The organism is Kitasatospora sp. NPDC101183 (genome assembly GCF_044767945.1).
Lineage (GTDB): Bacteria > Actinomycetota > Actinomycetes > Streptomycetales > Streptomycetaceae > Kitasatospora.
Genome location: NZ_JBIWOW010000007.1, coordinates 240530 through 266215 on the forward strand (window position 1 = coordinate 240530; position 25686 = coordinate 266215).

7 protein-coding genes and 2 pseudogenes are annotated in these 25686 nt (G+C 75.1%); 2 read left to right on the forward strand and 7 right to left on the reverse strand.

The annotated features are described in order from the left end of the window. Positions 1 to 18: 18 nt before the first annotated feature. The 7 genes and pseudogenes from ACIRRS_RS12070 to ACIRRS_RS12100 all read right to left on the reverse strand — a co-directional run. Positions 19 to 1698 (reverse strand): type I polyketide synthase, encoded by a 1680-nt coding sequence (locus tag ACIRRS_RS12070; RefSeq protein WP_402968814.1) that lies wholly within the window; start codon positions 1696 to 1698, stop codon positions 19 to 21. 60 nt (positions 1699 to 1758) lie between these two features. Then, positions 1759 to 5394, reverse strand: a pseudogene (locus tag ACIRRS_RS12075) (type I polyketide synthase); the annotation flags it as partial. Between the two features lie 118 nt (positions 5395 to 5512). Next, the gene (locus ACIRRS_RS12080) at positions 5513 to 8815 is read right to left on the reverse strand and encodes an amino acid adenylation domain-containing protein (protein ID WP_402968549.1); all 3303 of its coding nucleotides are present in this window, start codon (positions 8813 to 8815) and stop codon (positions 5513 to 5515) included. 52 nt (positions 8816 to 8867) lie between these two features. Further along, entirely contained in the window at positions 8868 to 9701 is an 834-nt protein-coding gene (locus ACIRRS_RS12085) for a hypothetical protein (RefSeq protein ID WP_402968552.1), read from the reverse strand. 241 nt (positions 9702 to 9942) lie between these two features. Then, positions 9943 to 11106 carry an acyl-CoA dehydrogenase family protein gene (locus tag ACIRRS_RS12090; RefSeq protein ID WP_402968556.1) on the reverse strand — a complete coding sequence of 388 codons (1164 nt, stop codon included), beginning with the start codon at positions 11104 to 11106 and terminating at the stop codon, positions 9943 to 9945. Positions 11107 to 11143: 37 nt separating this feature from the next. Continuing rightward, positions 11144 to 19537, reverse strand: coding sequence for a type I polyketide synthase (locus ACIRRS_RS12095; protein ID WP_402968559.1), 8394 nt, complete (start codon positions 19535 to 19537; stop codon positions 11144 to 11146). 14 nt (positions 19538 to 19551) lie between these two features. Then, positions 19552 to 22764 (reverse strand): annotated as a pseudogene (locus ACIRRS_RS12100) (type I polyketide synthase); the annotation flags it as partial. A gap of 359 nt (positions 22765 to 23123) precedes the next feature. Here ACIRRS_RS12100 and ACIRRS_RS12105 point away from each other — a divergent pair. Then, entirely contained in the window at positions 23124 to 23906 is a 783-nt protein-coding gene (locus tag ACIRRS_RS12105) for a thioesterase II family protein (RefSeq protein ID WP_402968562.1), read from the forward strand. A gap of 197 nt (positions 23907 to 24103) precedes the next feature. Further along, positions 24104 to 25681 carry an MFS transporter gene (locus ACIRRS_RS12110; protein WP_402968565.1) on the forward strand — a complete coding sequence of 526 codons (1578 nt, stop codon included), beginning with the start codon at positions 24104 to 24106 and terminating at the stop codon, positions 25679 to 25681. Positions 25682 to 25686 lie beyond the last annotated feature (5 nt).

The window sequence follows — 25686 nt, forward strand, 5'->3', positions numbered from 1 at the left end:
ATTCCTCACCCGGTCAGGTCAGAAGTTGTGCAGTTCGCTCTCCAGAGCCGCCAACAGGTCGTCCTCGGAGGCCTCCGCCAGCTCGGCGTCCGCCGTCGACCGCGCGAGTTCGCGCAGCCGGGCGGCCACCTCGTGGCGCAGGTCGTCCTCGGGGGAGAGCGCCGCCAGGGCCGCCTCGATCCGGTCGAGGTCGGCGAGCAGCGGGTTGGGTGCCTCGGCCGGGGCCAGCTCGGTGAGCAGGTGCCGGGCGAGGGCGGTGGGGGTGGGGTGGTCGAACACGAGCGTCGCGGGCAGGCGCAGGCCGGTGGCCCGGTTGAGCTGGTTGCGCAGTTCGAGGGCGGTGAGGGAGTCGAGCCCGAGGTCCTGGAAGAGCCGGTCCACCTGGACGGCCTCCGGCCCGGCGAACCCGAGCACGTCGGCGATCCGGCGCCGCACGACCTCCAGCAGCAGGTCCAGCCGCCCCGCCTCGTCCAGCCCGCCGAGCCGCGCGACGAGCGCCTCCCCACCGGAGTCACTGGCAACAGGCGCCACCGCAGTGGCCCGCGCCGGTCGCGCGGTGACCAGCCGCCGCAGCAGCGGCCGTACGGGCGTCCGCTCGGCCAGCCCTCGCAGGTCGAGCCGCGCGGGCACCAGCAGCCCGGCGTCCCCGAGCGCGAGGTCGAGCGCGGCGAGCCCCTGCTCGTCGGTGAGCGGCAGGACCCCGGAGGCGGCGAGGCGGCGCACCTGGGCGTCGTCCAGCTCCCCGGCCATGCCGCCCGCGTTCCAGAGCCCGTACGCGAGCGCCGACCCCGGCAGACCGGCCGCTCGCCGCTCGGCGATCAGGGCGTCCAGGTAGGCGTTGGCGGCGCCGTAGTTGGCCTGGCCCGGGTTGCCCCAGGCCCCGGCGAGGGAGGACAGCACGACGAAGGCCGTCAGCGGCAGGTCACGCGTGAGTTCGTGCAGGTGCCGGGCGGCGTCGGCCTTCGGCCGGAGTACCCGGTCGAGCCCGTCCGCCGTCAGCCCCTCCACCAGGCCGTCGTCGAGGACCCCGGCCGTGTGGACGACGGCGGTCGGCGGGTGCTCCGCGACGAGCGCGGCCAGCGCCTCGCGGTCGGACACGTCACAGGCGGCGAGGACGACCTCCGCGCCCTCACCGACCAGCTCCTCCCGCAGTTCGACGGCGCCGGGGGCCTCGGCGCCGCGCCGGCTGGCCAGCACCAGCCGGCGCACCCCGTGCGCGGAGACCAGGTGCCGGGCGGCCAGGGCACCGATCCCGCCCGTCCCGCCGGTGATCAGCACGGTGCCGTCCAGCACGGTGCCGTCCAGCGCGGGGGCCGCCGCCCCGTGCGCGTCCCGCACCCGGACGAGCCTCGGAGCGCTCACCGACCCGCCCCGCAGGGCGAGTTCGGGCTCGCCCGTGGCCAGCGCGGCGTCCAGCGCCGACAGGCTTTCCGCGTCCGCGTCCACGATGACGAAGCGCTCCGGGTGCTCGGCCTGCGCGGCCCGCAGCAGACCCCGGGCGGCGGCCAGCGCCGGCTCGGGGGCCTCGCCACGGGTGACCACCACGAGCCGGGGCTCCTCGCTCTGCGCCAGGTGCAGCTGCACATGGGCGAGGGCCTGCCGGGTGGCGCTGCGCAGCCGGGTGAGCGGGTCGTCGGCCGGGTCGGTGGCGATCTCCGCCAGCGCGTACGGGCCGGGCTCACCGACACCCGGGGCCACGGGCTCCCACGCGACGCGCAGCAGCGTCTCCGCCCCGCCGCCCAGCCCGCCGGGGGCGAGCGGGCGCAGACCGAGCGAGTCCGCGCTCAGCACGGGCGCCCCGGCCGGGTCCGTCAGGCGCAGCGCGTACTCCTGCGGGCCGAGGGCGTCCAGGCGCACCCGCAGCGCGGTGGCGGCGGAGGCGTGCAGGGTGACGCCCGACCAGCTGAACGGCAGCACCGTCTCCGTCCGGCCGAGGGCGATGGCGTGCAGGGCGGCGTCCAGCAGCGCGGGGTGCAGGGCGAAGCCGTCCGACCCGGCCTCCGGCAACTCGACCTCCGCGTACAGAGACCCCTCCGAGCGCCAGGCGGCGCGCAGCCCCCGGAACGCCGGGCCGTACTCCAGGCCGATCGCGGCCAACCGCGCGTAGGCGTCGGCCAGTTCGACGGGCTCCGCGCCGGCGGGCGGCCACGCGGCGTCCATCGGTTCGGCCGGCGCGACCGGCGCGGCCTCGCCGAGCAGACCCGTCGCGTGCACGGCCCACGCGCCGTCCCCGTCCGGGCCCTCGCCCCGGGAGTGGACGCCGACCTCGCGCCGCCCGTCCGCCCCGGGCGCCTCGACCACGACCTGGAGCCGCACGGCCCCGCCCTCGGCGATCACCAGCGGGGCCTGGAGGGCGAGTTCGTGCAGCCCGGGCGCCCCGGCGCGGGCTCCGGCCTGGAGGGCCAGCTCGACGAAGGCCGTCCCGGGCAGGATGACGGTGCCGTGGACGGCGTGGTCGGCCAGCCACGGGTGGGTGGCGAGGGAGAGCCGCCCGGAGAGCACCAGCCGGTCCCCGGTGGCGAGTTCGGTGGCGGCGCCGAGCAACGGGTGCTCGACGGCGGTGAGGCCGACGGTGGTCGGATCCCCGGTGGTGACGTGGGTGTGCAGCCAGTAGTGCTGGTGGTCGAAGGCGTACGTCGGCAGGTCCACCGGGGTGCCGGGGGCGGCCTCCGAGAGCGGTGACCAGTCGACGTCCACCCCGCGCGCCCAGAGCCCGCCGAGGGCCGTGACCAGCGTGGTCGGCTCGTCGTGGTCGCGCCGGGCGACGGGGACGGCGGTGACCCGCTCGTCCTCGGCGAGGTTCTGCCGGGCCAGCGCGGTGAGGACGGCGTCCGGGCCGGTCTCCACCAGCGCGCGGGCCCCGGCGGCGTGCGCGGCGGCGAGCCCGTCGGCGAAGCGGACGGACTCGCGGACGTGGCGGACCCAGTACTCCGGATCGGTGAGCTGACCCGAACTGGCCATCGCCCCCGTGACGTTGGAGATCATCGCCACCGAAGGCTCCCGGTACTCGACCGAGGTGGCGACCGCCCGGAACTCCTCCAGCATCGGGTCCATCAGCGGCGAGTGGAACGCGTGGCTGACCCGCAGCCGCTGCGTCTTGCGCCCCTCCACCGCGAGCTTCTCGGCGACGGCCGTGACGGCGGCCTCCTCACCCGAAAGCACCACAGCGGTGGGCGAGTTCACCGCCGCGACGGCCACGCTCTCCTCCAGGCCGACGAGCAGTGGCAGCACCTCGGCCTCGCCTGCCTGGACGGCGACCATCGCGCCCCCGGCCGGGAGCGCCTGCATCAGCCGCCCGCGCGCCTCGACCAGCCGCGCCGCGTCCGCCAGCGAGAACACCCCGGCCACGTGCGCGGCGGCCAGCTCCCCGATCGAGTGCCCGACCAGCACCGACGGCCGCACGCCGAAAGCCTCCAGCAGTCGGTATGCGGCGACTTCGAACGCGAACAGCGCGGGCTGGGTGTACCGCGTCTCGTCCAACTCCTCCGACTCGAAGCACAGTTCACGCAACGACCGCCCCAGCAGCGGATCGAACGCCGCGCACACCTCCTCGAAGGCCTCGGCGAACACCGGGAACCGGGCACACAACTCCCGCCCCATCCCCTCCCGCTGAGCCCCCTGCCCCGTGAACAGCACGCCCACCTTCGGCAGTCCGTACGCCACCCCGGCGACGGGGAACTCCGCGAGCCCGCCGGCCAGTTCGCCAACCGAGGAGCCGATCGCCACCGCCCGGTGCTCGAAGGCCGTCCGCCCCCGCAGCGCCGCCGCGACACCGGCGGGGCTCAGGGACTCCCGCCCCTCCACGAACGCCGCCAGCCGCCCCGCCTGCCCCCGCAGCGCCTCCGCGCCGGCCCCCGACAGCAGCCAGGCGTACGGCCCGGCCCCCACAGGCCCGGAAGCCCCCGGCCCGGAAGCCTCCGGCACCAGGACGTCCACGCCCTGCTCCAGCACCACGTGCGCGTTCGTCCCGCTGATCCCGAACGAGGACACCCCCGCCCGCCGGGGCCGGTCCAGCGCCGGCCACTCCCGCCGCTCGGTGAGCAGCCGCACCGCCCCCGCCGACCAGTCCACGTGGTGCGTCGGCTCCTCCACGTGCAGGGTCTTCGGCAGCACGCCGTGCCGCATCGCCATCACCATCTTGATCACGCTGCCCACCCCGGCGGCGGCCTGCGCGTGCCCGATGTTGGACTTCAACGAGCCCAGCCAGAGCGGCTGTTCGTCGGAGCGCCCCTGCCCGTACGCGGCCAGCAGCGCCTGCGCCTCGATCGGGTCGCCGAGCGCCGTGCCCGTCCCGTGCGCGTCCACCGCGTCGACCTCGGAGGAGCCCAGCCCGGCCTGGGCGAGCGCCTGCCGGATGACCCTCTCCTGCGACGGCCCGTTGGGCGCGGTCAGCCCGTTGCTGGCCCCGTCCTGGTTGATCGCCGAGCCCCGCAGCAGCGCCAGCACCCGGTGCCCCTTGGCCTGCGCCACGGAGAGCCGCTCCAGCACCAGCACGCCCACCCCCTCGCCCCAGGAGGTGCCGTCCGCCGTGGTCGAGAAGGACTTGCAGCGCCCGTCCGGCGCCAGCCCGCGCTGCCGGCTGAACTCCACGAAGGAGGCGGGCGTCGCCATGACCGTCACACCGCCCGCGAGCGCCAGCTCGCACTCGCCCTGGCGCAGCGCCTGTGCGGCGAAGTGCAGGGCGACCAGCGAGGAGGAGCAGGCGGTGTCGACGGTCACCGCCGGTCCCTCGAAGCCGAGTTCGTACGAGACCCGGCCGGAGGCGACGCTCGCCGCCTTGCCGGTGCTGGCCATGCCCTCCAGGTCGCCGGGCACGGCCGGGAACGGCGTCGCGTAGTCGTGGTGCATCAGGCCGGTGTAGACGCCGGTGCGGGAGCCGCGCAGGGCGCGCGGGTCGAGGCCCGCGCGCTCCAGGGCCTCCCAGGACACCTCCAGCAGCAGCCGCTGCTGCGGGTCGACGACGAGGGCCTCGCGGGGAGAGATGCCGAAGAAGCCCGGGTCGAACTCGCCCGCGTCGTACAGGAATCCGCCGCTGCGGGTGTAGCTGGTGCCGTGGTGGTCCGGGTCCTCGTCGAAGAGGTGCTCCAGCGGCCAGCCCCGGTCCTGCGGGAACTCCCCGATGGCGTCCCGCCCTTCGGCGACGAGCCGCCACAGCTCCTCCGGCGAGCCGACCCCGCCGGGGTAGCGGCAGGCCATGCCGACGATCGCGATCGGCTCGCGCGCGGCGGAGGCGAGCTGCCGGTTCTGCTCGCGCAGCCGTTCGGTCTCCTTCAGCGACGCGCGCAACGCATCGATCAGCTTGGTGTCGTTGGCAGCCATCTCTGCTTCTCGCTCCTCGCGGCCTGGCGTCGGGACGGTTCGTGAAGGGGGAGGGCCCGTCCGTGCCCACGGCACCGGAGCGCGACCACCAGGGCGGGCGCGGGCACGGACGGAGTACCGGGGCCGTCCGGGCCCGTGTGGTGCGGGCCCGGACGGCGGGGTTCAGGCGGGTTGGGGCGGGAGGATCAGGGGGTCAGCCCTGCTGCGCGGCCCTGACCTGGTCGGCCAGCGTCCTCGGCGTCGGATTGGCGAACAGGTCGGCCAGCTTCAGCTTGACCCCGATCTCCTTGCTGATCCGCTGGAGCAGCCGCGCCCCCAGCAGCGAGTGCCCGCCGCTGGTGAAGAAGTGCGCGTCGGCGTCGAGCCCGGACACCTCCAGCAGTTCGCCGAACATCACGGTGATCGCGTCGATCACGGCGTCCCCGGTGCCGCCGGGGGCCGCGCCCTCCGCGCCGCGCGCCCGCTCGGCCCGCCGGGCGATCGCGGTGCGCACCAGCGCGGGGTAGTCGACCTTGTCGTTGCCGGTCATCGGGAACGCCTCGACGAGGAGGAAGTCCTGCGGCACGGCGGCGCCCTGGAGCAGCGTGCGGCTGTGCGCCCACAGCGCGTCGGCGAGGCCGTCGGCACCGCCGGCCCCACCAGCCGGGAAGACCGGGGAGGCCGGGACGGCCGGAACGACGAAGGCCACGAGCCCCCCGTCCGTGGTCGGGTCCCCGACCGGGACGACGGCCGCCGCCCGGACGCCCGGGTGCTCCAGCAGCACGGACTCGACCTCGCTCAGCTCGATCCGGTTGCCGCGCAGCTTCACCTGCCGGTCCATCCGCCCGAGCACCTCCAGCGTTCCGTCCGGCAGCCAGCGGGCGAGGTCGCCCGTGCGGTAGTGGCGCCCGTGGCGGGGGTGGTCGGCGAACCGCTCGGCGGTCAGGTCGGGCCGCTCGTGGTAGCCGATGCCCACCCCGGTCCCCGCGATGCAGAGCTCACCGCGGAGACCGACGGGCAGTTCGCGGCCACGGGGGTCGGCCACGAAGATCCGGGTGTTGGCGATCGGGCGGCCGACGTGCAGCCGCCCGTCCTCCAGGTCGTCCAGGAGGCCGGAGGCGGACCAGATGGTCGTCTCGGTCGGCCCGTACACGTTGCGCAACTCGCCGCCGGTGGCCAGCAGTTGCCGGGCCAGCGTGGGCGGCAGCGGCTCGCCGCCGGAGAGGAGCCGACGGCCCTCCAGGCGGGCTCCGGCCTGCTGGACGACGAGGCGCCAGGTGGTCGGGGTGGCCTGGACGAGGTCGACGGCGTGCTTGTCCAGCACCTCCAGCAGCCGGCCGCCGTCGACCCGGGCGTCGTCGGGGGCGACGACGATCCGGCCGCCGGTGGTGAGCGGGACGAACAGCTCCAGGGCGGAGATGTCGAAGCTGAAGGTGGTCATCCACAGCGTGGAGGTGTCCGGCGTGCAGGCCAGCTCCCCGGCGAAGTGGGCGACGAGGTTGGCCAGGTTGCGGTGGCTGATCAGGGTGCCCTTGGGGCGGCCGGTGGAGCCGGAGGTGTAGATCAGGTACGCGCAGGAGTCCGGGTCCACCTCGGGCAGCCCGACCGCCGTCTCCGGCCCGGGCCCGCCGAGCGGCAGCACCGTCCGGGCGCCGCCCTCGGGCACCGTCGCGCCCTCGTCGGCGAGGACGAACCGGGCGTCGGCGTCGTCGAGTTGGTAGGCGATGCGCTGCTGCGGGTGCTCCGGGTCGAGCGGCAGGTAGACGGCCCCGGCCAGCCAGACGCCGAGGACGGCGGCGGCCAGTTCGGCGCCGCGGCGGCCGAGCAGCGCGACCACGGCGCCGGGCTCGGCGCCGGCCTCCCGCAGCCGGGCGGCGACGGTCTGCGCGGCGCGCCACAGGTCGCCGTAGGCGAGGGTGGCCTCGTCCGTCCGTACGGCCGGGGCCTCGGGCGCGGCGGCGGCCCGCTCGGCGACGGCGTGCAGGACGGACGGGTACGGCACCTCGCGCGCGGTGGCGTTGGCGCCGTCGATCACCGCCCGGTCGCGCGGGGACCAGGCGTCGAGCTCGCCGAGGGCGACGTCCGGGTCCTCGCCGACGGCGAGCAGCAGCGCCTCGTAGCGGTCGATCATCAGCTCGACGTCGGCCCGGTCGTACGCGTCGCGGTAGAACGCGGCCCGGATCTGCAGCGAGTCGCCGGACTCGGTGACGAAGAACTCCAGGTCGAACTTGCTGTAGCCGTTCTCCACGGTCAGCAGCCGGGCCTTGCCGCCGCCGAGGGTGAAGTGAGGGTCGCTCTGCGGCACGTAGTTGAAGACGTGGCGGAACAGCGAGTTGCGCCAGGAGGCGTCCTTGCGGGGGACGATCTCCAGCAACTCGTCGACGGGGAAGCCCGCGTGGCCCACCGCGTCCAGGAAGGTGCGCCGCAGTCCGGTCGCCAGCTCGCGGAAGGTCCGCTCAGGAGCGACGGACTGACGAAGCGTCAGAACGTTGATGTGGTAACCGACCGCCCTGGCCTGCTCGCGCCCGCGCACGCTGATCGGCGAGCCGACGGTGAGGTCGGGCCCGGCGCCGTGGCCGGCCAGCAGGGCGAAGTAGGCGGCCAGCAGGACGACGACCTCGGGCGCGCGCAGCTCCCGCTGGAGGCGCCGGGCGACGGCGGCCGCGGCCGGGTCGAGGCGGCGGGTGACCCAGTCGCCCTCCAGGGTGGTGCGGGCCGGGAGCGGCCGGTCGTTGCCGAGGTCCAGGCCGGAGGTGGTGAGGCCCTCGACCTGCCGCTGCCAGAACTCCCGGCTGCGGTCGGCCGGTTGGGGCTCCGTCCAGCGCGGCGCCTCGGTGGCCAGCGCCTCCGGGGTGGGCTCCCCGGCGTCGAAGGCGTCGTAGAGGTCGCGGAACTCCTCCAGCACCACGGTGGTCGACATGCCGTCGTAGACGCTGTGGTGCAGCACCAGGCAGAACACGTCCCCGGCGACCTGACCGCCCTCCGCCTGACCGCCCTCCGCCTGGTTGGCCACCGGCCCGGAGCCGGGCGGCAGCTGGTAGTGGCGGGCGCGCAGCAGCGGGCTGCCGTCGGCGCGGAACGGCGTGGCGGTGAAGGCCGTCAGCTCCGCCATCACGTCGTCGCCCGCCCCGGGCCGGGCGAGCGAGAGCGGCACGGCGGCCCGGTCGGCCGGGACGACCCCGCGCAGCAGGCCGGAGCCGTCCCCGGCCTCGACGCCGCGGAAGACGGTGCGCAGCACCTCGTGGCGGCGCACCAGCGCGGTCAGCGCCTGGCGCAGCACCTCGTGGTCGAGCGGGCCGTCCGCCTGGAAGGTGCAGGTCAGGTTGTTCACCCCGGCACCGGGGACGAGGTCCTCCAGCAGCCAGAGCGCCCGCTCCTTGGAGCTCGCGGGCGTGCTCGCTGGCGTGTTCACGAGCGTGCCCGCCGTTGCGTCGGCCACTACGTCCGCGGACGCGCCGTCGGCGACGGCCCCGCCGGTGTGCTGCTCCATGTCGGTGCCTCCGGTCCTCGTCGTCATGGGGTCGGTCCCTCGTCCCTCGTCGGCGGCCGCACGGCCCCCGGGCGCTCCGTCAGTGGGCGGCCAGCAGGTCGTCGACGGTCTTGGCGACGTCCTCGCCGCGCAGCAGGTCGGCGTGCACCAGGCCGGGGAAGGGCAGTTCCTCGGCGACGAACGGGCCGTCGCGGTGCAGGATGTCGTTGCGCACCCGGCTGAGGCCGTTCTCCGCGCTGGAGGAGGACAGCGCCGTGGCGCGGGCCCAGCGCGGCAGCGGCTCGGCGCTGTCGGCGATCGCCAGGTAGGCCATGAAGGAGGTGAAGGCCTCGACGACCTCCACCACGAACTCCTCGTCCAGGCCGGTGCGTTCGCAGGCCAGGGCGATCGCGGCGCGGAAGCGCTCGATGAGCACCAGGGCCAGCTCGCCCGGGTCGGTGATCCGCTCATGGGCCTCGCGGCCGGCCTCGCGCAGCTCCTCGATCTCCTCGGCGGCGAGGAACTGGTGCAGGCTCTCCACGAACATCGCGAACTGCCAGTACACCGTCCCGGCGTCGACCAGCTCCGGGTCGAAGAGGATCAACGCGGGCGCCCGTCCCTGGAGTTCGCCGATCTTCTCGGCGAGCAGCGCCGCGTGCACGGCGCCGACGCAGAAGCCGAACACGGCCCGCACCGGCTGCCCGGCCGCGCGCACGTCGTCCAGCCAGGGCTGGAGGTACGCGTCGTGGTCGGTGACGCCGATCTCGGCCGGGGCGACGACGCTGCGCCAGAACGCGTGGCCGCCGGTGAGGCGGGCGGCGAGCTCGGAGAAGTCCGCCTGGAGGCGACCGGTGGCCGGGAAGTCGACGGCGAGGAGGAGCTCGCCGCTCGTCCCCTCGGTGATCTTCGTCCAGCTGGGCGTCGGGACGCTCATGGTTTCCCCTCGGAATGTCACGCGGACACAGGTGTGGTGACCGGTCGCCGGTGACGCTAGTCCTCCCCGACCACCCCGCCCCACCCCTAAGAACCCCTAAAGCAACAGGTGGGGGGCCCTGTCCCGGTTCGGGTACGACACGGACCCCGTACGGCAGGGGGCGCCGTACGGGGTCCGTCGGGGGGTGTCGCGGAGGGGTGCGAGCGAGGGGTGTCGCGGAGGGGGTTATGAGCGCAGGGCGCTACGAGCGGCGCGGCACCGGAATCACGTACCGGCTGAAGACGAGGTCGCGCAGGACGTCGTCCCCGCCCTCGACGATCGACACGTACCGCATGTCGCGCACCAGCTTCCCGATCGGCAGGTCGTCGGTGTAGCCGAGGCCGCCGAACATCTCGGAGCCGACCGTCGCCACCTCCCAGCCGGCCTGGCCGCAGAACATCTTGGCCGTGAGCGCCGACTTGAGGGTGCCCTGCCGGTTGAAGACGGCGGCCGGGTCCGCGCCCTCCATGATCTCGTCGTAGTCCCGCGCCGCCTGCCGGCACTGGCTCTTCATGACGTCGATCAGCATCTCCATCTGCCCCAGCTTGGCCGCGAACACGGGGCTGTCGACGAGCGTGCCGTCCCGGAAGCGCTTGGTCTTCGCGTAGTCCATGCACAGGTCGCGGATGCGCCGGGCGATGCCGAGGGCGGTGGTGGCGATCAGGATGCGGCTGGCGTTGAGGCCGATCTCCAGCAGCCGCAACCCGTTGCCCTCCAGCCGGTTGGCGGCGGGCACCCGGCAGCCGTCGAAGTGCACCTCGTACGTGCCGGAGGCGCGCAGCCCGATCATCTCCCAGCGCCGGACGACGGTCAGGCCGGGGGTGTCCCGGGGCACGACGACGGCCATGTGGTCGCTCGGGTCCTCGGCGGAGCGGGCGACGACGACCAGGAAGTCGGCGAAGCCGGAGTTGGTGGAGAAGAACTTCTCGCCGCTGAGCACGAGTTCACCGCCCTCGCGGGCCGCGGTGGTGGAGGTGCGGCCCAGCTCGCTGCCCGCCTCGCGCTCGCTGCCGAGGGTGGCGCAGTAGCCGCCGCGCTCGGCCATCGGGCGCAGGTGGCGCTCCTTGAGCTCCTCCGAGCCGTACAGCGACACCACGCTGGTGCCGAGGACGGAGATGAACAGGGTGAACGCCACCCCGGCGTCGCCGTAGGCGAGTTCGTTGACGAGGTCCACGCCGTCGGCCAGCGGCAGGCCGAGGCCGCCGCTCTCCTTGGGCAGCCACCAGTTGGCGAGCCCGGTGGTCTCCCGGAACGTCTCGTACAGCGGCAGCGGCATCTCGTAGCGGGTGTCGAGCAGGGCGTGCCGGTCCTTCAACTCCTGGGCGACGAAGCCGCGGACGGCCTTCCTGAGGTCGGGCGCCACCATGCGGTGCTCCTCTTCTGCGTGTCGGCTACGGGTGGGGTCACGCGTCGTTCTGCATAGCGAGCTGGATGAGGTCGTCCACCTGCATGCTGTCGATGTCCTGGTCGTCCGGGCGGGAGTCGTCCGCCTCTTCCGGACCGCCGTCGGCGAGTCGCAGCAGGGCGTCCAGCAGCCCGGCCTCGCGCAGCTGCTGGACGGGGACGGCGGCCAGCATCCGGCGCACCTCCTCGTCGCTGGGGCCCTGCTCCTCCTCGGCCTCCTCCTCGGCGGGGAACAGCAGGTCCCGGACGTGGCCGGAGAGGGCGCCCGGCGTCGGGTAGTCGAAGACGACCGTGGTCGGGACCTGGACGCCGACCACCTTGTTGAGCCGGTTGCGGAACTCGACGCCGCTCAGCGAGTCGAAGCCCAGCTCCTTGAAGGTGTAGTCGGTGTCCACGTCCTCGGGGGAGGGGTAGTCCAGGACGTCGGCGACGGTGTCCCGGACGACCTCCAGCAGCTCGCGCTCCTGCTCGGCCGGGGCCAGGCCGACCAGCCCGGCCGCGAAGGCCGACAGCGCGGGCCGCCCCTGCTCAGGGGCGGTGGCGACGGCCGCCGCCACCCGGGCCTTCGGCCGGACGAGTCGGCGCAGCAGCGCCGGCACCTCCTCGCGCTCGCGCAGCGCGGCCAGGTCGAGCCGGGCGGGCACCGTCACGGGCAGGCCGAGGCCGAGCGCCAGGTCGAACAGCGGCATGCCGTCCGCCTCGGTGAGCGGGGCGACACCCAGGCGCCGGAACCGGGCCAGGTCCGCCTGGCCGAGCCCGTCGCCCATGCCTCCGCCCGCCGCCGCTCCTAGGTCCCACAGGCCCCAGGCCAGCGAGGCGGCCGGGAGGCCCTGCGCCCGGCGCAGCTCGGCGAGCGCGTCGAGGAAGGCGTTGGCGGCGGCGTAGTTGGCCTGGCCGGCGGTGCCGAGGGTTCCGGCGATCGAGGAGTAGGTGACGAAGGCGGTGAGCGGCAGCTCGCGGGTCAGCTCGTGCAGGTGCCAGGCGGCGTCGGCCTTGGGCCGGAACACCAGGTCGAGGCGGTCGGCGGTGAGCGCGGTGACCGGCCCGTCCACCAGCACCCCGGCCAGGTGGACGACGGCGGTCGGCGGGTGCTCGGCGATCAGTGCCGCCAGCGCCTCCCGGTCGGCGACGTCGCAGGTGGCGAGGACGGCCTCGGCGCCCAGCTCGGCGAGTTCGGCGGCCAGCTTCTCGGCGCCCGGAGCGTCCGCGCCCCGGCGTCCGGCCAGCACCAGCCGGCGGACGCCGTGCTCGGCGACCAGCCGGCGGGCCACCAGCGCGCCCAGGCCGCCGGTGCCGCCGGTGACCAGCACCGTGCCGGATGGGTCCCAGGCGCTCGCCGCCGTGCCGGAGGCCGTCGCCCGGACGAGCCGGGGTGCGAGCAACAGGCCCTGGCGGAGCGCCAGTTCTGGCTCGTCGGAGGCCAGGGCGACGGCCAGTGCCTCGGCGCTCTCCGGCGCCCCGTCCAGGTCGACGAGGACGAACCGGCCCGGGTGCTCGGCCCGCGCCGAGCGGACGAGGCCCCAGGCGGCGGCCAGCGCCGGGTCGGGGGCGGTGCCCGGCTCGGCGGCGACCGCGCCCCTGGTCACCAGGGCGAGCCGCGAGCCCTCGAAGGCCGGCTCGTCGAGCCAGGCCCGCACCAGCTCCAGCGCCCGGTGGGCGGTCTCCCGCGCCCCGCCGCCGTCGGCCGCGAACAGCGTCGCGACGGTCGCCGGGACGGGCTTCGCGGCCCGCAGCGCCGCCAGGTCGGCGAAGCCCGTCCACCCGGCCGGGAGCCCGGCGCCCAGCGCCGCCACCGGGGCGGCGGCGGTCGGCGCGGGCGCCACGCCCCACTCCACGGCCAGCAGCGAGCCCGCCGAGGCCCCGGCGAGTGCGGCGGCCAACTGCTCGGCGGAGGCCGGGCGCAGGCCGAGCGCGTCCACGGTCAGCACGGGCGCCCCGGCCGCGTCCGCCAGGTGCAGCGCGACCTCCTGCGGGCCCCGGACGGTGATCCGCACCCGTAGAGCGGTGGCGGAGGAGGCGTGCAGCGCGACCCCCGACCAGGCGAAGGGCAGCAGCACCGGCGCCTCGGCGGCGTCCGCGCGGTCCGGCTCCAGCACCATGTGCAGGGCGGCGTCGAACAGCGCCGGGTGCAGGGCGAAGGCCGCGGCCTCGATGCCCTCGGGCAGCTCGACCTCGGCGTACACGCTGTCGCCCGAGCGCCAGGCGGCCCGCAGGCCCCGGAACGCCGGGCCGTAGTCGTATCCGCGCTCGGCCAGCAGCCGGTAGGCCTCCTCCAGTGCGGCGGGCTCGGCACCGGCCGGCGGCCAGGCCTCCGTCTCGGCGGCCGGCGGCGCGGGCTGGGCGGCGAGGCGCCCGGCGGCGTGCAGCGTCCACGGCTCCTCGGTGTCGGCGGTGCGCGAGTGGACGGTGACGGCCCGCGAGCCGTCCTCCTCCGGCGCGGCGACCGTCACCTGGAGCAGCCGGGCGCCCTGCTCGGTGAGCACCAGCGGGGCCTGGAGGGTGAGTTCGTCCAGGCTCGTGGTCTCCGTCCGGGCGGCGGCCTGGAGTGCCAGCTCCACGAAGGCCGTGCCCGGGACGATCACCGTGCCGAGCACGGCGTGGTCGGCCAGCCACGGGTGGGTGGCGAGGGAGAGGCGGCCGGAGAGCACCAACTGCTCGCTGCCCGCGAGTTCGGTGGCGGCGCCCAGCAGCGGGTGCTCGACGGCGGCCAGGCCGGTGGTGCTCAGGTCCCCGGCGGCGGGCCGGGCGAGCATCCAGTAGTGCTGCCGCTCGAAGGCGTACGTGGGCAGGCCCACCGGCTCGGCGGCGGGGAGCAGCGCGGGCCAGTCGATCGCGGCGCCGCGCGTCCACAGGGCGGCCAGCGCCTCGACGGCGGTGCGCGCCTCGTCGCGGTTGCGGCGGGCGACGGGGACGGCGGTGACGGCGGCGTCCTCCGCGAGGATCTGCCGGGCGAGCGCCGTCAGGACGGCGTCGGGGCCGGTCTCGACGAAGGCGGTGACGCCGGTGGCGCGGGCGGCGGTGAGTCCGTCGGCGAAGCGGACGGCCTCGCGGACGTGGCGCACCCAGTACTCGGGGTCGGTCAGCTGCCCCGAACTGGCCATCGCCCCCGTGACGTTGGAGACGATCGCCGCCGAGGGCTCGTGGTACTCGACCGAGGCGGCGACCGCCCGGAACTCCTCCAGCATCGGGTCCATCAGCGGCGAGTGGAACGCGTGGCTGACGCGCAGCCGCTGCGTTTTCCGCCCCTCCGCCGCGAGCTTCTCGGCGACGGCCGTGACGGCGGCCTCCTCGCCCGAAATCACCACAGAGGTGGGCGAGTTCACTGCCGCGACGGCCACGCTGTCCTCGTAGCCGATCAGCAGTGGCAGCACCTCGGCCTCGCCCGCCTGGACGGCGACCATCGCGCCCCCGGCCGGGAGCGCCTGCATCAGCCGCCCGCGCGCCTCGACCAGCCGCGCCGCGTCCGCCAGCGAGAACACCCCGGCCACGTACGCGGCGGCCAGCTCCCCGATCGAGTGCCCGACCAGTACGGACGGCCGCACACCCAGCGACTCCAGCAGCCGGTACGCCGCCACCTCGAACGCGAACAGCGCGGGCTGCGTGTACCGCGTCTCGTCCAACTCCTGCGACTCGAAGCACAGTTCACGCAACGACCGCCCCAGCAACGGATCGAACGCCGCGCACACCTCCTCGAAGGCCGAAGCGAACACCGGGAAACGGGCACACAACTCCCGCCCCATCCCCGCCCGCTGAGCCCCCTGCCCGGTGAACAGCACGCCCACCTTCACCGGCCCGTGCGCCACCCCGGTGACCTCCAAGTCGCCGAGCGCGCCCGCGAGTTCGCCCACCGAGGGGCCCACGACCACCGCCCGGTGCTCGAACGCCGTCCGCCCGCTCAGCGCCGCCGCGACACCGGCGGGGTTCAGGGACTCCCGCCCCTCCACGAACGCGGCCAGCCGCGCCGCCTGCCCGCGCAGCCCGTCCGCCGTCCGCGCGGAGAGCGGCCACACCACCGGTCCGTCCTGGGCCTGCGTGGGCCTCGGGACGGGAACGGTCGGCGAGCCCTGTTCCAGCACCACGTGCGCGTTGGTCCCGCTGATCCCGAAGGAGGAGACGGCCGCGCGACGCGGCCGGTCGACCTCCGGCCAGTCCCGCCGCGAGGTGAGCAGCTCGACGGAGCCCCCCGACCAGTCCACGTGCGGCGTCGGCTCGTCCACGTTGAGCGTCTGCGGCAGCACGCCGTGGTGCATCGCCATCACCATCTTGATGACGCCGCCCACGCCCGCCGCCGCCTGGGTGTGCCCCAGGTTGGACTTCAACGAGCCCAGCCAGAGCGGCTCCTGGCGCTCCTGCCCGTACGTGGCCAGCAGCGCCCGCGCCTCGATCGGGTCGCCGAGCGCCGTGCCCGTCCCGTGCGCCTCGACGGCGTCGACCTCGGAGCCGGCGAGCCCGGCCCGGCCGAGGGCCTGCCGGATGACCCGCTCCTGGGAGAGCCCGTTGGGGGCGGTGAGGCCGTTGCTGGCGCCGTCCTGGTTGATCGCCGAGCCGCGTACGAGCGCCAGCACCCGGTGCCCGTTGGCCCGCGCCGCCGACAGCCGCTCCAGCACCAGCACGCCCACGCCCTCGGCCCAGGAGGTGCCGTCGGCGGAGGAGGAGAAGGACTTGCAGAGCCCGTCCGGGGCGAGGCCGCGCTGGCGGCTGAACTCCAGGAACATGCCCGGGGTGGCCATGACGGTGACGCCGCCGGCCAGGGCGAGGTCGCACTCGCCGAGGCGCAGCGACTGTGCGGCCAGGTGCAGGGCGACGAGCGAGGAGGAGCAGGCGGTGTCGACCGTGACCGCCGGGCCCTCGAAGCCGAGGGAGTAGGCGATCCGGCCGGAGACCACGCTGCCCGCCATGCCGGTCAGCAGGTAGCCCTCCGCGCCCTCCGGCGCCTCGTGCAGCCGGGGCCCGTAGTCCGGGGCCATCACGCCGGCGAAGACGCCGGTGCGGGAGCCGCGCAGCGCGGTCGGGTCGATGCCGGCCTGCTCGACGGCCTCCCAGGAGGTCTCCAGCAGCAGGCGCTGCTGCGGGTCGGTGGCGGCGGCCTCGCGGGGGGAGATGCCGAAGAAGGCGGCGTCGAAGCGGCCCGCGTCGTGCAGGAAGCCGCCCCGGGTGACGTAGGTGGTGCCGGAGTTCTCCGGGTCGGGGTGGTAGAGCCCGTCGAGGTCCCAGCCGCGGTCCTCGGGGAAGCCGGTGAGCCCGTCGCGGCCCTCGGCGACCAGGCGCCACAGCTCCTCCGGCGAGCCCACGCCGCCGGGGTAGCGGCAGGCCATGCCGACGATCGCGATCGGGTCCTCGTCGACGGCGGCGAGCGGGGCGACGGCCTCGCCGCGCGCCTCGTCCGAAGCGCCGAGCACGACCGAGTGCAGGTGCCGGGCGAGCGTGGCGGGCGTCGGGTGCTCGAACAACACCGTGGCGGGCAGGGCGAGTTCGCACTCGGCGCCGAGGGTGTTGCGGATCTGCACCGACAGGTGCGAGTCCACCCCGAGGTCCTTGAACGTCCGGTCCGATCGGACGGCCGCCGGGTCGGCGTGCCCCAGCGCGGCGGCCGTGTGCGCGACCACCAGCCGCAGCAGCGCGGCCTCCCGCTCCTCGTCGGCCAGCGGTGCCAACTCCCGCCGCAGCGCCGACTCGACGGGCTCCTCGCCGTCCTCCACGAGGGCCGTCCGCAGCGTCGGACGCAGCGCCGGGCGCGGCGCGGAGACCTCGCCGTCCAGCCAGTACCGCTGCCGCTGGAACGGGTACCCGGGCAGGGCGATCGGCTCGCCGCCCAGCGGCGCGAACACCGCCGCCCAGTCCACCGGCAGGCCGCGCACGTGCCCCTCGGCGAGCGAGGTCAGGAACCGCTCGGCGCCGCCCTCCTCGCGCCGCAGGGTGCCGAGCGCCAGCGCGTTCGCCCCGGCGGCCTCCGCGCTCTCCTGCACGGAGGCGGCGAGGACGGGGTGCGCGCTGGACTCGACGAAGAAGGCGTGGCCGTCGTCGAGCAGCGCCCGGACGGCGTCGGCGAAGCGGACGGTGCGGCGCAGGTTGGTGTACCAGTACCCGGCGTCCAGCCCGGCGGTGTCGATCGGCCGGCCGGTGACGGAGGAGTAGAAGGGGATCTCGGCGCTGCGCGGCTCGATGCCGCCGAGCGCCTCGACCACCTCGCGCTCGATCAGCTCCACCTGCGCGCCGTGCGAGGCGTAGTCCACGGCGATCCGGCGGGCCCGTACGCCGTCGGCCTCGCAGGCGGCGAGCAGTTCCTCCAGCGCCTCCGGCTCCCCGGAGACGACGCTGGAGGCGGCGCCGTTGACGGAGGCCAGCGAGATCCGCCCGTCCCAGCGCTCCAGCAGTTCCACGGCCCGCTCGGCGGGCAGGGCGAGCGAGACCATGCCGCCCAGGCCCGACAGCCGTTCCTTGATGGCCCGGGCGCGCAGCGCGACCACCCGGGCGCCGTCGCGCACGCTCAGCGCCCCGGCGACGGTCGCGGCGGCGATCTCGCCCTGGCTGTGGCCGACCACCGCGTCCGGCTCGACCCCGGCGGCCCGCCAGACGGCGGCCAGCGAGACCATCACGGCCCACAGGGAGCACTGGACGACGACCACGTCCTCCAGCGGCGCGGCGTCCGGGCCGCCCCGGACGACCTCGGCCACCGACCAGTCGACATGCTCGCCCAGTGCCGCCTCGCACTCGGCCAGCCGGGCGGCGAACACGGGGGAGGAGTCCAGGAGTCCGGCGGCCATGCCGGCCCACTGCGAGCCCTGGCCGGGGAAGACGAAGGCGACCTTGCCGCGCACGTCCGCCCGCCCGGTCACCAGCCCGGGAGCGGGCTGCCGCTCCGCCAGCGCGGCCAGCGCGGCCCGCGCCCCGGCCGGGTCGGCGGCCACGACGACGGCGCGCTCGTCCAGGGCCGCGCGGGTCAGCGCCAGCGAGCGCCCGAGGTCCGCGGGCTCCGCGTCGGCGGCCACCGAGGCCACCTGCGCGGCCTGCGCCCGCAGCCCGGCCCGGTCGGCGGCGGAGAGCAGCAGTGGCACCGGCGCAGGCGCCCCACCCGCCTGCGGGGCCTTCCCCCGGCCCCGCTCGCCCGTCCACTCGCCCACCACCACATGGCAGTTGGTCCCGCCCATGCCGAACGCCGAGACTCCCGCCAGCAGCGGCCGCTCGGCCTGCGGCCAGGGCCCGAGCGCGGTCCGGACCTCCAGGCCCAGCTCGCGCAGCGGGATGTCCGGGTGGGGCGTCTCGTGGTTGAGCGTGCCCGGCAGCTCGCGGTGCTGCACGCTCAGCAGCACCTTGAGCAGGCCGGTGATCCCGGCCGCGCCCTCCAGGTGCCCGACGTTGGTCTTCACCGAGCCGACCACCAGCGGCTTCAGCCGCCCGTCGGCGGTGCCGAGCGCCCCGCCGAGGGCCGCCGCCTCGATCGGGTCGCCGACCGGGGTGCCGGTGCCGTGCATCTCGACGTACTGGACGGCCGCCGCGTCCGTCCCCGCCCGCCGGTGGGCGAGCCGGACGACCTGCTCCTGGGCCTCGCGGTCCGGGGAGGTGAGGGTGGCGCCGCCGCCGTCGTTGTTGACGGCGCTGCCGAGCAGCAGGCCGCGGATCGGGTCGCCGTCGGCGAGGGCCCGGGAGAGCAGCTTGAGGACGACGACGGCGCCGCCCTCGCCGCGCACGTACCCGTTGGCGCGGGCGTCGAAGGTGTGGCAGCGCCCGTCCGGGGAGAGCGCCCCGAAGGCACCGATGCGCTCGGTGGTCTCCGGCACGAGGTTGAGGTTGACGCCGCCGGCCAGCGCCAGCTCGCTCTCGCCGCTGCGCAGGCTCTCGCAGGCGAGGTGGACGGAGACGAGGGAGGAGGACTGCCCGGTGTCCACGGTGAGGCTGGGGCCGCGCAGCCCGAGCACGTACGAGAGCCGGTTGGCGATCAGGCTGCGGTGCAGGCCGGTCATGGTGTGCGGGGTGACGGCGGCGGGGCCGAGCTGCCCGGTGAGGGCGGCGTAGTCGTCGGTGATGACGCCGAGGAAGACGCCCGCGGGCCGCCCGCTCAGCCGGTCGGCGGCGAGGCGCGCGTCCTCCAGGGCGTGCCAGCCGAGTTCGAGGGCGAGCCGCTGGTGCGGGTCCATCGCGACGGCCTCGCGGGGCGAGATGCCGAAGAACGCCGCGTCGAACTCGTCGACGGAGTCGAGGAACCCTCCGCGCGGCCAGGAGGTCCGGGGGCCGTGCTCGTCGGACCAGCGGCCCTCGGGCGCCTCGGTGACGGCGTCCCGGCCCTCGCGCAGCAGTTGCCAGAAGGCGTCGGGGCCGGTGGCCTGCGGGAGCCGGCAGGCCAGGCCGACGACCGCGACCGGCTCGTCGGTGGTGCGGTGGTTCGTGGCGGACATAACCCCATCCAGCTTCAGGAGAGTGCGGGCGCGGTGGTGGGCAGCTCGGCGGCCAGGAACTCGGCCAGAGCCAGCGGAGTCGGGTACTCGTAGACGGCGCTGAGGGACAGCTCCAGGCCGGTCTCGTCGCGCAGCCGGTTCCCGAAGTCGACGGCGGACAGCGAGGTGAAGCCGAGGTCGAGGAAGTCGGCGTCGGGCTCGATCTCTGCGCCGGAGGCGTGGCCGAGGGCACCCGCGCACTCGTCCCGGACGAAGCGGCACAGCTCCTCGACGCGGGCGGCCCCGTCCAGGCCGCGCAGCCGCTCGGCGAGGGTCGGCACGGTCTCCTCCGCCTCGTCGGCTTCCTCGACGGCCCGGGGGCGCCGCTCGCGCCACCAGGTGGTCAGCAGGGGCAGCAGCCGCTCCAGCGGCTCCTGGTGCTCGGTGGAGCCGCCGAGCAGGGCGAGCAGGTCGGCGCCGTCGCCGGTGTCGACGGCCTGCCAGAACCGGCCCTCGACGCCGCCGGCCCGGGGCGCGGAGGCCTCCTGCCCGTCCGGCTCCAGCCAGTAGCGCTTGTGCTGGAAGGCGTACGTCGGCAGCTCTCCCGGCGCGGCGGGGCGGGCTTCCAGGGCGCGGGAGAGGTCGACGCGCTGCCCGGCGACGTGCAGTCCGGCGAGCGCCCCGAGCAGGGCGGCGGCCTCGGACCGGTCGCGGCGCTGGGCGGGCAGCACGGTGGCGTCGGCGGTGTGGGCGGCGAGGCTCTCGCGGGCCATCGCGGTGAGGACGGCGTCCGGCCCGACCTCCACGAAGACGCCGACCCCGGCGGCCCGCAGCGCGGCGACGCCGTCGGCGAAGCGGACGGCCTCGCGGATCTGGCCGACCCAGTACGTGGGGTCGGTGAGCCGCCCGGGCTCGGCGAGCGCGCCGGTGACGTCGGAGACCACCGGGATCGCGGGCTCCGCGTAGGAGATCCTCTCGGCGACGGCCGCGAACTCGGCCAGCACCGGGTCCATGTGGGCGGAGTGGAAGGCGTGGCTGACCTGGAGGCGCTTGGTGCGCCGCCCGGCGGCGGCCAGCGCCCCGGCCACCTCCAGGACGGCGTCCTCGTCCCCCGAGAGGACGACGGCGGCGGGGCCGTTGACGGCCGCGACGCACACCCGGTCGCCGTACGGGCGCAGCGCGGCGAGCACCTCCTCCTCCCCGGCCTGGACGGCGACCATGGCGCCCCCTGCGGGTGCGCCCTGCATCAGCCGGGCGCGGGCGGTGACCAGCCGGGCCGCGTCGGCCAGGTCGAACACCCCGGCGACGTGGGCGGCGGCGAGCTCGCCGATGGAGTGCCCGAGCAGGTAGTCGGGGCGCACCCCGAAGTCCTCCAGCAGCCGGTAGAGCGCGACCTCGACGGCGAACAGCGCGGGCTGGGTGTACCGCGTCTGATCCAACTCGTCGGAGGAGAAGCACAGTTCACGCAGCGACCGCCCCAGCAGCGGGTCGAAGGCCGCGCACACCTCCTCGAAGGCCTCGGTGAACACCGGGAAGCGCTCGCTCAACTCCCGCCCCATCCCGGCCCGCTGGGCGCCCTGGCCGGTGAACAGCACGGCGACCGGCCCCGGCGCGGCGGCGCGGCCCTGCACCACGGAGGGGTCGCCGCCCCCGGAGGCCAGCGCGGCCAGCCCGGTGAGCAGGGCCTGACGGTCGGCGCCGAGGACGACGGCGCGGTGCTCGAAGCCGCTGCGCCCGGCGAGCAGCGCGGCGGCGACGGCGCCCGGATCGGCCTCCGGACGGGCGTCGAGGTGGGCCCGCAGCCGCTCGGCCTGCCCGCGCAGCGCCCGGGGGCTGCGGGCGCTCAGCGCCAGCGGCACCAACCCGCCCGCGCCGCCGCCGGGTTCACCGTCCTCCCCGTCCTTCTCGTCCGGCGGGGCCTGCTCCAGGATCACGTGCGCGTTGGTCCCGCTGATCCCGAAGGAGGAGACGGCCGCCCGGCGCGGACGGTCCACGGCCGGCCAGTCCCGCTGCTCGGTCAGCAGCCGCACCGCGCCCGCCGTCCAGTCCACGTGCCGGGTCGGCTCGTCCACGTGCAGGGTCTTCGGCAGCACGCCGTGCCGCAGCGCCTCCACGGTCTTGATGACCCCGCCGACCCCGGCGGCGGCCTGCGCGTGCCCGATGTTGGACTTCAACGAGCCCAGCCAGAGCGGCTCCTCGCGCTCCTGCCCGTACACGGCGAGCAGCGCCTGCGCCTCGATCGGGTCGCCGAGCGCCGTGCCGGTGCCGTGCGCCTCGACGGCGTCGACCTCGGCGGGGGAGAGGCCGGCCTCGGCGAGGGCCTGGCGGATGACGCGCTCCTGCGAGGGGCCGTTGGGGGCGGTCATGCCGTTGCTGGCGCCGTCCTGGTTGACGGCCGAGCCGCGGATCACGGCGAGGACGGGGTGCCCGTTGGCCCGCGCGTCGGAGAGCCGCTCCAGCAGCAGCAGGCCGACGCCCTCGGACCAGCCGGTGCCGTCCGCGGACTGCGCGAACGCCTTGCAGCGCCCGTCCGGCGCCAGGCCGCGCTGGCGGCTGAACTCGACGAAGACGCCCGGGGTGGCCATCACCGTCGCCCCGCCCGCGAGGGCGAGGGTGCACTCGCCGCGCCGAAGCGACTGGGCGGCGAGGTGGAGGGTGACGAGGGAGGAGGAGCAGGCGGTGTCCACGGAGAGGGCGGGGCCCTCGAAGCCGAAGGTGTAGGCGAGGCGGCCGGAGGCGACGCTGCCCGCGCTGCCGATCCCGACGAGGCCCTCGACCTCCTTCGGGGTGGGGCGGCAACTGTAGGCGTAGTCCTGGTACATGACGCCGGTGAAGACGCCGACCTTCTCGCCGCGCAGGGTGTCGGGCACGATCCCGGCCCGCTCGAAGGCCTCCCAGGAGGTCTCCAGCAGCAGCCTCTGCTGCGGGTCGATCGCGACGGCCTCGCGCGGCGGCAGGCCGAAGAACCCGGCGTCGAACTCCCCCGCCCCGTACAGGAATCCGCCGAGGGTGGAGTAGGTCCTGCCGCTCGCGCGCGGGTCCGGGTCGTACAGGTCGGAGGCAGGCCAGCCCCGGTCCGTGGGGAACTCGCCGATGGCGTCGGCGCCTTCGGCGACCAGGCGCCACAGGTCCTCGGGGGAGGACACGCCGCCGGGGTAGCGGCAGGCCATGCCGACGATCGCGATCGGCTCCTGCTCCCGCTCGGCGAGTTCGGTGATCCGCTGCTGCGCCTGGTGCAGGGCCGTGGTGGTCCGCCTCAGGTATTCCCGGAGCTTTTCCTCGTTCGTGGACATGCGAACGTCTTTCTCCTCGTCGTGAAGAACGGTCGTGAAGAACGGACGGCCCGGTGAATTCCCGCGCAGGGCAGCGGGCGGGACGCGCCGACCCTAGCCATTCGCGCAATTCGGCCTCAACCCCCGACCGACCCCTAACGCGGTGTTCCCGGGCCGTTTCCGCCCCGTACCGGGAGGCCGTACGGCAGGGGGCACCCCTATTCCGGGGTAGGGGTGCCGGGGTGGCCATGAGGGGGGTTCTGCGGGTGGCCGCCCGGGGGCCGCCGCCGCTTGAATGCCAACGACCGGAATCGTCGGAGAGGACGGGAATCCGAATGTACGAGTCAACGGCCGGAGGCCGGAGCAATCTGTGGATCCGGCGTTTCCAGCCGGCTCCGGCGGCGCCCTCCCAGTTGGTCTGCCTGCCGCACGCGGGCGGGTCGGCCGGGTACTTCCTGCCGGTCGCCCGGGCGATGCCGACCTCGGTGGACGTGCTGGCGGTCCAGTACCCGGGCCGCCAGGACCGCTCCGGCGAGCCCTGCGTGGAGGACGTGCACGAGCTCGCCGACCACCTGGTGCGCGAGCTGGAGCCCTGGGCGGACCGGCCGTTCACCTTCTTCGGCCACAGCCTCGGCGCCTCCCTCGCCTTCGAGACGACCGTGCGGCTGGAGCGCGCGGGCATCGAGGTGCGGGGCGTGGTCGCCTCCGGGCGGCGGGCGCCCTCGCGCCACCGCGAGGAGCGGGTGCACCAGCTGGACGACCGCGCGCTGATCCGCGACCTGGAGCGGCTGAGCGGGACGGACCCGAGGATGCTCCGTGATCCGGAAATCCTCGCGATGGTCCTTCCGTACATCCGCAGCGACTACAAGGCGGCGGAACTCTACCGTTCCCGGCCGGGCGCGGATTCCGTTCGGGCTCCCGTTCTGGTGCTCACGGGGGACGCCGATCCCCATGTCACCGAGACGGAGGCCGCGGCCTGGTCGGAACACACGTCCGGGCATTTCTCCCGGCGGGTTTTCTCGGGTGGCCACTTCTTCCTGAACGACCATGCGCTGGCCGTCATCCCGGCGATTGCCGAATTCATCGGGGCGAACCGTCAGCTGGCCGGCGTGAAGTGAATCCGGCGCGCCCGGCCGGTGAATTCCGGGCGCTTCGCGCATGGCCGGTCGGGGGTGTTCCGCGCCCCCGGCCGGCCATGCGCGCAACCCTCGCGCGCCCTGCGGGCGTCAGCACCGAAAAGTGTGACGAGGGTCACGATTTCTCATCATAGCGATACGCTCCCGTTGCGTATCGAAACCCCCTACAGTTCAGGGCCATGACGCAGACCACGATTCCCCAAGTCCAGCCCCAGGCAGGGCATCCACGCCGCTGGCTCATCCTCGGCGTGCTCGTCACCAGCCTGCTGGTGATCCTCATCGACAACACGATCCTCAACGTCGGCCTCCGCACCATCCAGCACGACCTGGACGCCACGCAGAGCGAGATGGAGTGGGTGCTCGACTCCTACATCCTGATCTTCGCCGGGCTGATGTTCACCTTCGGCGTGCTCGGCGACCGCTTCGGCCGCAAGCTCCTCCTGATCATCGGTCTGGTGCTGTTCGGCGTCACCTCGGTGCTCGCCGCGCTCTCCTCCGAGGCCGTGCCGCTGATCCTGGCCCGCGCCGGGATGGGCCTGGGCGCCGCGATGGTCCAGCCGCAGACGCTCTCGATCATCCAGAACGTCTTCCCGCCGAACGAGCGCGGCAAGGCGATCGCGATCTGGTCCTCGTTCTCCGGCATCGCCATCGCCATCGGCCCCGTCACCGGCGGCGCGCTGCTCAAGGGCTTCTGGTGGGGCTCGCTCTTCCTGGTCAACATCCCGGTCGTGATCATCGGCGCCGTCGCGGTGCTCATGGTCGTGCCCGAGTCCCGCGACCCGAAGCCCAGCCGGCTCGACCCGCTCGGCGTCGTGCTCAGCACCGCCGGCGTCATCGGCGTGGTCTACGGGATCATCAAGGGCGGCGAGACCAACGACTGGGTCTCCGCCGCCGTGCTGGCTCCCACGGCCGCGGGCGTCGCCGTCCTCGCGATCTTCGTCTGGATGCAGAAGCGCAGCTCCGCGCCGGCCCTGGACGTCAACCTCTTCCGCAACCGGCTCTTCTCCAGCGGCACCCTGGCGCTCTCCGTCACCATGTTCGCGCTGATGGGCGCCCTGGTCTTCATGGCCTACTACTGGCAGGCCGCCCGCGGCTACGACGCCCTGAAGGCGGGCCTGTTCGCGGTGCCGGTCGCCGTCGGCATGATGATCGGCGCGGGCAAGAGCGCCGGACTGACGGCCAAGTTCGGCCACCGGGGCCCGGTCTCCACCGGCCTGGCGCTGATGGGCGTCTCACTGATCGCCTGGGTGATCGTCGATCAGGACACCAACGTCTGGTACATGGTGTTCTTCAGCCTGCTCTTCGGCCTCGGCATGGGCAACGTGTTCGCCCCGGCCACCTCGCTCGCCATGTCCGCCGTCCCGGTCACCAAGGCCGGCGCCGGCTCCGCCGTCACCAACACCGTCCGGCAGATGGCCGGCGCGCTCGGCATCGCCGCCCTCGGCTCCGTCCTCTCCGCGGCCTACCGCAGCGAGATCTCCGACGCCGTCGACGCGGCCTTCCCCCAGGCCGCGCGGCACAACGCCGCGGAGTCGATCGTCGGAACGGGAAGCGAGGCCGAACGACTGGTCGCCCAGGTACAGTCGGGTAGCGTTCCCCAGTCCGCGCTCGCCAATCTGCACGGACTGTTCGACAAGGCCCAGGACGCCTTCGTCTCGGCGATGCACGTCACGTCGATCGTCGCTGGAGGGTTCGCGCTCCTCGGCGCGGTGGCGGTGTTCCTGGCGATGCCCAGTCGGAACCCCCGCACCGAATAGGAGGC

What these genes read in the sequence shown, in the direction of transcription:
- ACIRRS_RS12080 (WP_402968549.1), bottom strand. Translation starts at nt 8,815, where the DNA reads ATGACGACGAGGACCGGAGGCACCGACATGGAGCAGCACACCGGCGGG.
- ACIRRS_RS12105 (WP_402968562.1), top strand. Translation starts at nt 23,124, where the DNA reads ATGTACGAGTCAACGGCCGGAGGCCGGAGCAATCTGTGGATCCGGCGT.
- ACIRRS_RS12090 (WP_402968556.1), bottom strand. Translation starts at nt 11,106, where the DNA reads ATGGTGGCGCCCGACCTCAGGAAGGCCGTCCGCGGCTTCGTCGCCCAG.
- ACIRRS_RS12085 (WP_402968552.1), bottom strand. Translation starts at nt 9,701, where the DNA reads ATGAGCGTCCCGACGCCCAGCTGGACGAAGATCACCGAGGGGACGAGC.
- ACIRRS_RS12110 (WP_402968565.1), top strand. Translation starts at nt 24,104, where the DNA reads ATGACGCAGACCACGATTCCCCAAGTCCAGCCCCAGGCAGGGCATCCA.
- ACIRRS_RS12095 (WP_402968559.1), bottom strand. Translation starts at nt 19,537, where the DNA reads ATGTCCGCCACGAACCACCGCACCACCGACGAGCCGGTCGCGGTCGTC.